Source organism: Chitinophaga costaii, from assembly GCF_900094705.1.
Classification (GTDB): Bacteria; Bacteroidota; Bacteroidia; order Chitinophagales; family Chitinophagaceae; genus Chitinophaga; species Chitinophaga costaii.
On record NZ_FMAR01000006.1, the window covers coordinates 142,770 to 155,569 of the forward strand.

General features: G+C 48.0%; 9 protein-coding genes. 6 read left to right on the plus strand and 3 right to left on the minus strand.

Annotated elements, in window-relative coordinates; genetic code table 11:
- Window positions 1–44 precede the first annotated feature (44 nt).
- Window positions 45–797: a phosphoglycerol geranylgeranyltransferase gene (locus GA0116948_RS10805; protein WP_240619146.1), complete on the minus strand. Its 753-nt coding sequence runs from the start codon at window positions 795–797 to the stop codon at window positions 45–47.
- Window positions 798–1,207: 410 nt separating this feature from the next.
- On the opposite strand from GA0116948_RS10805, the gene GA0116948_RS10810 reads away from it, so the two are divergent.
- The 6 genes from GA0116948_RS10810 (at window position 1,208) to GA0116948_RS10835 (ending at window position 11,631) form a co-directional block, all read left to right on the plus strand.
- Window positions 1,208–4,585 carry a vitamin B12-dependent ribonucleotide reductase gene (locus tag GA0116948_RS10810; protein ID WP_089711993.1) on the plus strand — a complete coding sequence of 1,126 codons (3,378 nt, stop codon included), beginning with the start codon at window positions 1,208–1,210 and terminating at the stop codon, window positions 4,583–4,585.
- Between the two features lie 727 nt (window positions 4,586–5,312).
- Window positions 5,313–6,035, plus strand: a complete 723-nt coding sequence (aqpZ, locus tag GA0116948_RS10815; RefSeq protein WP_089711994.1) for an aquaporin Z — start codon at window positions 5,313–5,315, stop codon at window positions 6,033–6,035.
- A gap of 187 nt (window positions 6,036–6,222) precedes the next feature.
- Window positions 6,223–6,720, plus strand: a complete 498-nt coding sequence (locus GA0116948_RS10820) for a hypothetical protein (RefSeq protein WP_123891707.1) — start codon at window positions 6,223–6,225, stop codon at window positions 6,718–6,720.
- Between the two features lie 26 nt (window positions 6,721–6,746).
- On the plus strand, window positions 6,747–7,247 hold the full coding sequence (locus GA0116948_RS10825) for a YcxB family protein (protein ID WP_089711998.1): 501 nt from the start codon (window positions 6,747–6,749) through the stop codon (window positions 7,245–7,247).
- An 87-nt stretch (window positions 7,248–7,334) separates the two neighbouring features.
- Window positions 7,335–10,700: a transcription-repair coupling factor gene (gene mfd, locus GA0116948_RS10830; protein ID WP_089712000.1), complete on the plus strand. Its 3,366-nt coding sequence runs from the start codon at window positions 7,335–7,337 to the stop codon at window positions 10,698–10,700.
- Between the two features lie 217 nt (window positions 10,701–10,917).
- Window positions 10,918–11,631 carry an SIMPL domain-containing protein gene (locus tag GA0116948_RS10835; protein WP_089712003.1) on the plus strand — a complete coding sequence of 238 codons (714 nt, stop codon included), beginning with the start codon at window positions 10,918–10,920 and terminating at the stop codon, window positions 11,629–11,631.
- 54 nt (window positions 11,632–11,685) lie between these two features.
- On the opposite strand, the gene GA0116948_RS10840 is transcribed toward GA0116948_RS10835, so the two are convergent.
- Window positions 11,686–12,168 carry a hypothetical protein gene (locus tag GA0116948_RS10840; protein ID WP_089712005.1) on the minus strand — a complete coding sequence of 161 codons (483 nt, stop codon included), beginning with the start codon at window positions 12,166–12,168 and terminating at the stop codon, window positions 11,686–11,688.
- A 128-nt stretch (window positions 12,169–12,296) separates the two neighbouring features.
- Entirely contained in the window at window positions 12,297–12,749 is a 453-nt protein-coding gene (locus GA0116948_RS10845) for a hypothetical protein (protein ID WP_123891708.1), read from the minus strand.
- Window positions 12,750–12,800: the final 51 nt, after the last annotated feature.

Here is a 12,800-nt window from a genome sequence, read left to right on the forward strand (position 1 = left end):
CCTTTGCAATCCGCAAGGCAGGCTTTAGTTATATCATAACTTGATTAAACAATAATCTTACTGGTGTGCACCGCATTGGCAATTTCTTTGATCAGTGCAGCATCTTTTTCAATCGCATTGCCCACCACAATCACATCCGCGCCTGCCCTGCAATTCAAATAAGCCTTCTCCGGGTCCTTAATGCCACCACCCACGATCACCGGTATGTTCACATGGCTGCTTACCCGCTGTATCATAGTTTCCGTAATGGGCTTACGGGCACCACTACCGGCATCCATATAGATCAGTTTCAGGCCCAGCATTTCTCCAGCCAAGGCGGTAGAAAGGGCTATGTCGTCTTTATCTGCCGGGATGGGCGCAGCATTACTGATATAAGAAACTGTAGTGGGCGCGCCACCGTCTATCACCATATAGCCCGTGGCCATCACTTCCAATCCGCTCTTTTTTACAGCCCCAGCGCTGATCACATGCTGGCCAATAAGCAGTTCTGGATTGCGCCCGGAAATCATGGAAAGATATAAAAGGGCATCCGCATAACGCGACACCTGGGAAGGACTTCCGGGAAACAAAATCACCGGTATATCACAATGTGCCTTTAGCTGCTGGATAATCTCGTCGAGATGTTCCGTAATCACCAGGCTGCCCCCCAGGTAGAGATAATCTACCTTTGCGTCCACGCATTTCGCAGCAAGTGGAATAACGCTTTGTGGTGTTACCTTATCCGGGTCTATTAACACCGCGAATGACTTCACACCTTTGGCTTTTCTTTCTACGAACGAATTGTAAATTTTTTGCATCAAAATGGACATTGTTCCGGTTGTGACAAATGTATTGATTTTTTATTAAATAGCTAGTTGCCCGGCAAATAAGTATGGCCTCCGGCCCATCCTTTTCCTATTAATTTTGATTTGATTGCCAACGGATTACAAATATCATACCGCCATCGCTCTCCCCCTACAGCCTGGTGTTTACTTAAACAGTTCGCCCGCTAATTATCATTCAAATGTAATGCCGACCTTCGTTTATCCACCCGTTACGCACTTTTCTAGAAGCAGTATCCCGATTTTATGCACATGGTTGTATTATACACAGGCTGTGGATAACAAAAAGAAGAACAAGGTTTTTTAAAAATTAATTTTAGAAACACCTCAAGTACCATTTACAGACCATACTCTTTAATACACCTCATTATAAAACTTCTTTCGTCATGGGCAGTAAAAGCACTATAAAAGCCAAAAACGGGCTTACCTTTTCCCGTCATTTCACCACTGACCAGCAAAGTCCTTTTGACCAGTTCGAGTACGAACTCCGCACCTCGGTAATCCGCAATCCCAGTGGAGATACCGTGTTCGAGATGAACAACGTGGAAGTGCCCAAAGGATGGTCACAAATTGCCACCGACATCCTGGCCCAGAAATATTTCCGGCGGGCAGGCGTACCCCAGCCCGATGGTACCCTGGGCCGCGAAACTTCCGTAAAACAGGTGGTACACCGCATGACCAACTGCTGGAAGGCCTGGGGAGAGAAATACAACTACTTTGCTACTAAGCAGGATGCGCAGATCTTTTATGAAGAACTGGTGTACACCATGCTCAACCAGGCCTGCGTACCCAACTCACCCCAGTGGTTTAACACCGGTCTGCACGAGAGCTACGGTATCACCGGCGGGCCACAGGGCCATTATTATGTAGAACAACATACCGGCACCCTCGAAAAAAGCACCTCGGCATACGAACGGCCTCAACCCCACGCCTGCTTCATTCTTAGCGTGGGCGACGACCTGGTGAATGATGGTGGCATCATGGACCTCTGGACCCGCGAAGCCCGCATTTTTAAATATGGCTCCGGCGTAGGTACCAACTTTTCCAAGATCCGGGGAGAAAATGAGAAACTAGGCGGGGGCGGCACTTCCAGCGGGTTAATGAGCTTTCTCAAAATAGGCGACCGGGCCGCCGGTGCCATCAAATCTGGCGGCACCACCCGCCGGGCAGCCAAAATGGTGTGCCTGGACCTAGACCATCCCGAGATACTGGAATTCATTAATTGGAAGGTTGAAGAAGAAAAAAAAGTAGCGGCCCTCATTGCCGCCGGCTATTCCGCCGACTACGAAGGCGAGGCCTACCGCACCGTATCTGGCCAGAATTCCAATAACTCCGTGCGCATTCCCAACAGTTTCTTTCGTCAACTGGAAGCTGGCGGCGATTGGAACCTCACGGCCCGCACCACCGGTAAAACCATGAAATCCGTGAAGGCTGCCGATCTATGGAACCAGATCGCCTACGCCGCCTGGCGCTGCGCCGACCCCGGCACCCAGTACGATACCACCATTAATGAATGGCATACCTGCCCGGAAGGCGGCCGCATTAACGCCTCTAACCCCTGTTCCGAATATATGTTCCTCGATAATACGGCCTGCAACCTCGCTTCCGTGAACCTGCGCCGCTTTTACCAGGAAAATAATAACACCTTCGATGTAACCGGCTTCGAATACACTGTGCGCCTGTGGACGGTGGTGCTGGAGATTTCCGTACTCATGGCCCAATTCCCCTCCAAGGAAGTGGCCCAACTGAGCTACGAATACCGCACCCTGGGGCTAGGTTATGCTAACCTGGGTTCTATGCTCATGGTAAGCGGCATTCCATACGATAGCGAGGCCGCCCGGGGAATTACCGGCGCTATCACGGCCATCATGACCGGCATTGCCTACAAAACTTCCGCAGAAATGGCAGCCCATCTGGGCGCCTTTCCCCAGTACGAAGCCAACAAGGCCCACATGCTGCGCGTCATGCGCAACCACCGCGCGGCCGCTTACGACGCCGCCGATGCATATGAAGGCCTGGAAATAAAACCACTGGGCATTAACGCCCGCTACTGCCCCGACTACCTGCTGAAAGCCGCCACCAAGGCCTGGGACGAGGCTGTAAAACAAGGCGAACAATATGGCTACCGCAACGCCCAAACCACCGTAATCGCCCCCACCGGCACCATTGGACTGGTCATGGACTGCGATACCACCGGCGTGGAGCCAGACTTTGCCTTGGTAAAATTCAAGAAACTGAGCGGGGGAGGATATTTCAAGATCATTAATCAATCTATCCCCACCGCACTGGAACACCTGGGCTACCGCCCCTACGAAATACGCGCCATCGTAGATTACGCCAAGGGCAGCGGCAGCTTTGCCGGCGCTCCCCACATTAATCATCAAAGTCTCAGCGAAAAAGGTTTCCTGGGAGAAGAGATCAAGAAACTAGACAATGCTGCCGTATCCACCTTTGATATTTCTTTCGTATTCAATGTCTATACGCTGGGTGAAGAATGCTTACAAAGACTGGGATTCACGCCGGAGCAGTATTTTAATTTGGAATTCAGCCTCCTGGAAGAACTGGGTTTTACGGAAGCAGAAATAGAGGCTGCCAATAACTTTGTATGCGGTACCATGACGGTGGAAGGCGCACCCTATTTACGAGAGGAGCACCTACCGGTGTTTGACTGCGCCAATAAATGCGGGAAAACCGGCCAGCGCTACATCCACGCCCATGGCCACATCCGCATGATGGCCGCTGCCCAGCCCTTTATTTCCGGGGCTATTTCCAAGACCATTAACCTGCCCCACGAGGCAGTCATCGAAGAAATAGCCGATGCTTATATGTTAAGCTGGCAACTGGGCCTCAAAGCCTGCGCCCTCTATCGCGATGGCTCTAAAATGAGCCAACCGCTGAGTAATAAAAGCGATAAAAAGAAAAAAACCGCCGCCACCGAACCGGAAGCCGTGCCAGCTGCCCCAGGCGTTGCCCTGCACCAGCTCACCATAGACGAGCTGCTCGAAGAGGTAAACAAGCGTATGCTGGCCAGTGAAGACACTACGCTGAAACGCCAGTTGTCCCGCATCGTGGAGCGCAAATCCCTTCCGGCTAAACGCCGGGGCTTTACCCAAAAAGCCAAAGTAGGAGGGCAGGCCATTTTTGTACGCACCGGCGAATACAATGACGGTACCCTGGGAGAAATTTTTATAGACCTGGCTAAAGAAGGTTCTACCCTGCGCAGCCTTATGAACTGCTTTGCCATCGCAGTGTCCGTAGGGCTTCAATACGGCGTACCGCTAGAGGAATTCGTAGACAAATTTGTCTTTACCCGCTTTGAGCCTGCTGGCATAGTAGATCATCCTAATATCCGCTCTGCTACTTCCCTCATTGACTATATTTTCCGTGTGTTGGGTTATGAATACCTTGACCGTCAGGACCTGGTGCATGTACTCCCGGAAACGCAAGAGGAGACACCCACCTTACCGCTGTCTAACCTGCGGGTTACCGCTGCCAGCCCCGCGTCGTCAGTAAAAACCGGTACTTCGCCCACTGCCTCCGCCACCAGCCAGGCTGCCGGACATGCAGGAAGCCAGCCCCTCCAGGCCAGCGCCGCCAAAACCGCCACACACACGCATATTCATAGCGCAGAAAGCCAAACACAGGACTATCTGCGCAACATGCAAAGCGATGCGCCGGCCTGTAATACCTGCGGACATATCACCGTTCGCTCCGGCACCTGCTATAAATGCCTGAACTGCGGTAATAGCATGGGATGTAGCTGAGCAGGATTGCCAGCTACCCACCTCCGTGACAACCAGGAAGAAGCAGTTTCAAAAACTGGCATGCTTTCTCTCCGCAGTAGTTTGCCTACTACATAGCAGGCAACAGGCAGGCAGGTAAATGATGATAGCAATTCTTTCCAGCATTGTTAATAACATTTCGATCTTAAACACAAATAATTAAAAATCAATCAGTTGAATTTGAAATTTGTTAACGATTTGTTATTCAGTGTCGAAAATTTTTAACAGAAAAAACATGCCCTTACATTTGTATTCAAATAGGGTTTTCATAGGATAGTAACAAATTGAGGGCGCCTTTCCAGGTGCCCTTACTATTTTTAGTCTTCGCTATACTTTTATCTTTCTCCCAACTTTTCTCCCTGCTATTTTATTGGCATTCAAAAGCTTTCAAAAAGAACCTTGATCGTTTGTCAACACTTAGATTTATTCCCTATATCATTCGCTAATAATTCAATCTAAATTATATTTTTCATCTAATTATGTGGCAGTTTCATTGAAGAATGCCCATATTAATTATATTTGAACTGTATTAATTTTTATGGTTACTGTCCTATGAAAAACCAAATATCCTACACCGCATGATTCTTCATGCTTGTAAATGACTCTCAAAAGCAATGGCTAGTCCATTGCTTTTGTTTTTTTAGGATATTTGGCGCAACAATCACCCCTACATGACTGTTTACTTATCACTTATTTAAATTTCACCTACATGAGAAATTACCTCGCAGAGTTTTTTGGCACTTTTTGGCTAGTTTTTGGCGGTTGCGGCAGCGCCTTGTTTGCCGCCGGTATTCCCGGTCTGGGCATTGGCTACGCAGGAGTGGCCCTGGCATTTGGCCTTACCGTAGTAACGATGGCCTATGGCGTTGGGCATATCTCCGGCGGACATTTTAATCCCGCTGTATCTTTTGGGCTGGTAGCCGCAGGTCGTTTCCCTGCCCGGCAACTGATCCCGTACATTATTTCCCAGGTATTGGGTGCCGTGGCCGCCGCTGCTGTCCTGTATTTAATTGTATCTAACAACACCACTACGCCATTTGCCATCGACAATACCAAGGCTGGTGCCTTTGCCGCCAATGGTTATGGCGATCTGTCGCCCCACGGCTACACGCTGATAGCCGCATTCGTGGCAGAATTTGTACTTACCGCCTTTTTCCTGATCGTAATTTGTGGCGCCTCGGATAAGTTTTCCAGCAAGGGCTTCACCGGGCTGGCCATTGGCCTATGCCTTACCCTCATTCACCTGATCTCCATTCCCATTACCAATACATCGGTAAACCCGGCCCGTTCTACTTCACAGGCTCTCTTTGCCGGTGGCGCCTACCTTCCCCAACTCTGGCTGTTTTGGGTAGCACCTATTGCCGGTGGTATCGTGGGCGGTCTCATTTACAAATACCTGTTGGAACTGTCGCCAGACGGGCAGGCTAATTAAAGTAACTGTAAGCGATTTTATCCTGACCCGCAGCCAACACAGGCTGCGGGTTATTTTTTGAGAGGATTGAATTTATACTTCCAGGATAGATAACACTATTTAATAGATAATATGCCCGTTACCGAGAGGAAAAATGTTAATTGTTACATTAATTTTAGTAATTTTAAATGGCAAAATTAAAATCCACATGAAACATTTGTTGTCCATACTGCTGTTCCTGTCTGCACTCGCGGGCACTGCTGCTGCTAAAGGCGTAACGCCGGGCGACAATGATGACGACCGGGGAATTCCAAAAACTGCTGTTTATGCCAAGGCCATCCGGTTGGAGGAATTTATGTGGATCTTACCCTCCGCCGCTGTGCAACATGAAGTAGCCACGGCGCGGCTGGATCAGGCAGAATTTGAAAAAGCGGTGGTAGACCTTTATAAATGGTATCTGCTGGCGAATAAAAATGGCACCAACAACCAGTTCCTCAATGCTTACGGAAAGGAGCTTTCCTTTCACTTTAAAGTAGACCCCAAAACCCTCCAACTATACCTGCAGTTCATCAAAAATAACTTTCCTGGTCTTAGCGAGGAAGATTTGATAAACGATAAAAAAACTGCTGCCAACCGTAAAAAATTTGCGCCCGTTTCCACCCGGGACGACATGGAAAGCCCCATGTCCTTTTCACTCACTAAATAAGCTGGCCGCACAGCAAAGGGTATGTCATGCATCTGGAGTTTAGCTACAAAAAAAATGAAGTATTAAATGCGCTGCGTTATCATTTTCTGCACCGGGGGGAAGTAAAAGTATTCCAGATCACCCTGCTTATATTCCTGCTTTTTACCATCACCGGCTATTTATTTCATGTAGTAAACCGCAATGCATTGGCATGCATTACCGGCATGACCCTTCTAATTGCCTGGAGCTTCTGGTACCTGCTACCGGTATCTACCTACAACAAGGCCGCGACCTTCCAGGACAACATCCGCTTACAGGTGAACGAAGAAGGCATGACGATCACCACCGGCCAAGGCGGCGATCGTTTGCTGGGCTGGCAGCGCTTTTCACAGGTAGTAGAAACCCAAAAATTTATTTACCTCTACCGCGATAAAAAATCCTTCTTTCTCATTCCCCTCAGTGCCTTCCAGAACACCGAAGCGCGCTCCGATTTCATGCAACTCCTGCAACGCCGGTTCCCGGGTAAATATGTGATTGGGAAAAAATAAGCCTTTACAACATCATCATTCCGCTCTGCAAAAACCGCAACGGCAGGTTATTTGTGGCAAGGCAAAATAAAGTATCTTTGCCCCTTCATGAATCTACAGGCTGTTTTACAACTGTACCAACGTGATACCCGCCTGCAATCGCTGGTGAAAGGAATTCAGTTGCCTCATCCGCAATATTTCCACCTCACCGGACTATATGGCAGTGCTACCAGTTTCGTATCCGTAGGTACCTGGGCACAATCCGATGCCAATCATCTATTTATTCTTAACGATAAAGAGGAGGCAGCCTATTTTCAGAATGATCTGGAAAACCTGAGCCAAGCCCTTGATATTTTTTACTTTCCTGACTCTTTCAAAAAAACAGGCGTTTTCTCTGAGTTTAATAGCAGCCATAGTATGCTGCGTACCGAAGCCCTCATGCGCTTTTCAGGTACACAGGCACACAAAAAAGTGCTGGTAACTTACTCGGAAGCCCTGTTTGAAAAAGTAGCCGGCGCCAAGGCCTTCAATGCCAATATGGTGCAGCTTAAAGTGGGCGATGTGCTGAAAGTGGACCCTTTGTTGGAAAAACTGGTACAATGGGGTTTTGAATACACCGATTTTGTATACGAACCCGGCCAGTACGCGGTAAGAGGGGGCATACTCGATATTTATTCCTTTGGCAACGACAAGCCCTACCGCATAGAGCTTTTTGGCGACGATATAGATTCCATCCGCTTATTCGATGCGGAAACCCAACTTAGCGAACGCAAACTTACGCAGGTAACGCTGATTGCCAACATGGACACCCACGCAGCAGACCACCTGAAAAGCTCCCTGTTGGAATTTTTACCGGAAAATACAGTGGTGTGGATGAAAGATCCTTCTTATATCCAGGAAGTACTCCACAATATGGAGATCCGGCTGGAGGAATGGCTGACCACCAAACACACCACCAAGGTAAGCGATGAAGAAACCCTGGCACTGAAAGACAGCGACTTTGTTCCCGCCGACATCCTTTTTCAGCAGATACTGGCACATCACTGTATTGTGTTCGGCAGCAAAGCCCTGCCGGAAGACAGCACCCATGCGGTGCAAACCCTTGCCTTCGACACCAGCGAACAGCCGGTGTTTAACCGCCAGTTTGATTTGCTGATCAAGGACCTGGCAAAACATAGCGCCAATAAATACACACTCTTCATATTTGCCGAAAACCCGCGCCAACTGGAACGCCTACGCAGTATTTTCGAAGACCTGAAGGCCGAGTTTGTATTCTACCCCATCGCCACCCCTATCAGCAACGGCTTCATCGATCACGCCCAGAAAATGGCGATCTACACCGATCACCAGATATTTCAGCGATATCATAAATACAAGCTAAAGCAGGCCTACAACAAGAACAAGGCCCTTACGCTGAAAACCCTGCGGGAACTGCAATCCGGCGACTTCGTGACCCACATCGATCATGGCGTAGGCATGTACAGCGGCCTGCAGAAAATTGAAGTGGGCGGCAAAATGCAGGAAGCTATCCGTATTGTGTACAAGAATAATGATCTGCTGTATGTGAACATTAACTCCCTGCATAAAATCAGCAAATACACTGGTAAGGAAGGCGTAGAACCTAAGGTGAATAAACTGGGCAGCGACGCCTGGGACAAGCTAAAGGAGAAGGCCAAAACACAGGTAAAAGACATTGCTAAAGACCTCATTAAATTATACGCCGCCCGCAAGGCACAGCAAGGATTTGCCCATCAGCCAGATACCTACCTGCAAACGGAACTGGAAGCCTCCTTCCTGTATGAAGACACGCCAGACCAGGGCAAGGCCGTGGCCGATGTAAAGCGCGATATGGAATCGCCCTCCCCAATGGATCGCCTGGTGTGTGGCGACGTTGGCTTTGGCAAAACAGAAGTAGCCGTGCGCGCCGCCTTCAAAAGTATTGTAGATGGCAAACAGGCTGCCGTGCTGGTACCCACTACTATCCTGGCTTTCCAGCATTATAAAACCTTCTCCGACCGGTTAAAGGATTTCCCCTGCACGGTAGACTTCCTGAACCGTTTTAAATCGGCCAAACAGAAAAAAGAAACCCTGCAAAAACTGGCAGAAGGAAAGATCGATATCATTATTGGTACACATGCCTTGCTGGGCAAGGACGTGAAGTTTAAAGACCTGGGCGTCCTGGTGGTGGATGAAGAACAAAAATTTGGGGTAACGGCCAAGGAAAAACTGAAACAGTGGAAGGTGAATGTAGATACGCTTACCCTAACGGCCACGCCTATCCCAAGAACACTGCAATTCTCCCTGATGGGCGCCCGCGACCTGTCTGTGATCAATACCCCGCCCCCCAACCGCCAGCCTATCGAAACGGAAGTACATGTATTTGACCAGGAGCTGATCCGGGATGCTATTTATTACGAGGCCGAGCGTGGCGGCCAGGTGTATTTCATTCACAACCGCATTCAGGGCCTGCGGGAAATGGCAGGACTGATACAAGGCCTTTGCCCCGACCTGAGCATTGGTACGGCTCACGGCCAACTGGAAGGACACGAACTGGAAAGTGTGATCATGGATTTTATAGACCGCAAATACGATGTGCTGGTATGCACTAACATCGTGGAAAGCGGCGTGGATATTTCCAATGCCAATACCATCATCATCAACAACGCTCACCACTTTGGTTTGAGCGACCTGCACCAACTGCGGGGCCGTGTAGGACGCAGCAATAAGAAAGCTTTTTGCTACCTGCTGGCACCGCCTATCAGCACCCTGCCGGCAGACAGTCGCAAGCGGCTGCAAACGCTGGAACAACATAGTGAACTGGGTAGCGGATTTCAGATAGCCATGCGCGACCTGGACATTCGCGGAGCTGGTAATTTGCTGGGTGGCGAGCAAAGCGGATTCATCGCCGAAATTGGTTTTGATATGTACCAAAAAATACTGGACGAAGCCATCCGCGAATTAAAGCATACCGATTTTAAAGACCTGTTTAAAGATCAGATAGAAGAGAAGAAAGATTTCGTCAGCGATTGTACCATCGATACCGACCTGGAAATACTCATCCCCGACAGTTATGTAGAAAGCATTCAGGAGCGCCTGAATCTTTACCAGGAGCTGGACAATATCGCAACCGAAGAAAAACTGAAAGCCTTCGAAGTATCGCTGGCAGACCGTTTCGGACCGGTACCGCCCCCGGTATACGACCTGTTTACCACCATCCGGGCACGCTGGTGCGCCATTAAACTGGGCTTTGAAAAGATGATACTGAAAGATGAAACGCTGCGTTGTTATTTTATCAACAACCCCGACTCTCCTTACTTCGAATCGCCCACCTTCAATCACATTTTAAATTATGTGCAAACGCGTACCAATAATGTGAAATTAAAACAAGCCGGCAAAAACTTTTTGCTCATTGCATCCCACATTAAAAACATGACAGCACTCTACGAGCTGATTTATGCAATGAGCCAACGCTAGTTTTAACGTTTTATTAAACATGCAAAAAGGCCGCAGGATATTACCAGCGGCCTTTTTGCATTTAAATACTTTGTTGTAACTTTTGTGCAACTAAACCGTTTAGGAAACTGTACTGTTCAAAATATTTTCACTGTACTTGTGGAATTAGCTAAAACACCTGCATCTTACTTGAAAGCATTAACGCCATCTATTTGTTAAGAAAAATTAAATAAAGCATATGAAAAAGGGTTTATTCACATTACTCGCCATCCTAACTATCAGCACAATGACATTTGCACAAACAACCGACAAAACGCCCCCGGTAAAAAAGATATCCGTAACCGGCACTGCGGAAGTAGAGATTACACCAGACATCATTTATTTTGACATTGCACTGCACGAATACAAAACAAAAAATTCAAAAACGGATATATCCACGCTGGAGAAACAACTGCAAAAAGCCGTATTAGCAGCAGGCGTACCGGCTGCTGATTTTACCATTGCCAATATTTATGGCTACAACAGTAATCAATGGTGGAAAAAGAAAAAAGACCCTGATTTTTTGGCTCGCAAAACGTATCGCCTGAAACTGGCGAAGCTGGATAAGATCAATGATATACTGAATGCAGTAGACGATGAAGGCATTGAAAGCGTCAGCATTTCCAGCTACGATTACAGCAAAATGGAAAGCCTGCGTAAAGATGTGAAAGAAAAAGCCATACAGGCAGCCAAAACAAAAGCCAGCTACCTGCTCGCCGCGGTGGATGAACAATTAGGAAGCGCCCTGGAAATCCAGGAGCTGAACACCGACAACTACAGTGATGCCCGCCCGGTAATGTACAATACCATGGTAAGAGCCGCCACTGCATCGTCTGATGCAGCCATGCCTGGCATTGACTTTAAGACGATCAAAGTACGCGCAGAAATAAACGCAACTTTCTTCATTAAATAAAACAACTGCATCATAAAATAGCAAAAGCCATCGGTGTAAAACTGATGGCTTTTTTTATTGGCCGCCAATGCCGGTCTTCGTTACAGCGGCTTTTAATACACCATTCTCATAAAAATCTGCCTCACTAAATTTCACACTTTTGGGAATCAGTATGACCATAGCTGTTTTGGAACTAGTATCGTTATCATTTACCAACGTATCATTATAATCGATATGCAGCTTGTCGTTATCATCCAGGCGGATGCCGGTAACATGAATACCTCCATTACTGGTGTGAAAATCGCGGATGATACCCAGCACTGTTTTCTGAACAAAGTCGGCTGGCTTTATACTGGCCCGAGTAATGGGGCGGAAAAGTGTTTCAAAATTATCCCGCTGGTCCAATACCACATAGCGGGCATCTTGTTCCAGCTCCACATTATTGCGGGGCAGGTATTCCTGCAACAGCGTATAATGCACTTCCCTGCCACCATCGCCGCAGGCGCTGAAACTGCCTACTAGCAAGGCTCCACTCAAAAAAAATAATAGCTGCTTCATACCGTTGGGTTGGGGGTGAAAGATGTTGCATATTGCACGATTTCCATGCCAGCATGTGGCTGCCGCCAACACATTAACAAAAAAGCCCGGCCATAGAGGGCTGGGCGATACATAAAAGAATAACCTGATTAATAATTCACGCTGAACGTACCGTTAGACAATATCCTGAATTTTTCATTTTGAAATAATTCGCCCGAGAATGTACCAGTGGCTTGCTTTCCATCAATCGCTGAAAGGTTTACCCTTACCGAATCGCTGATCCAGGTAGATGCATAATCTGATAGCAAAATACTATCAGCAAAAATCATGGTACCATAATAATTTCCTGGCTGAGGGGTAGCATTTCCCAATTTAACCAGCAGGATAACGTTTTGTGCAAAATTGTTGGTCACTCCCCGCACCTGCAACGCTTTCTGGCCCAGTGTATCCAGTATGGTGGCGTCGCCGCCAGGGAGCGTATAAAGGACCGTGTCTAACTGGAACGCGAAACTGGTGATGGGAGCAGCGCCATTCTTTTGGCAGGCCGTTACAAGAAACATCAATGCCAGCGCTAAGCAGGGCATACAGCGATATAGGCGCATAGGTATAATGGTTATAATGATTGAATCTAATGACGATGCGGTTCAAAAAAT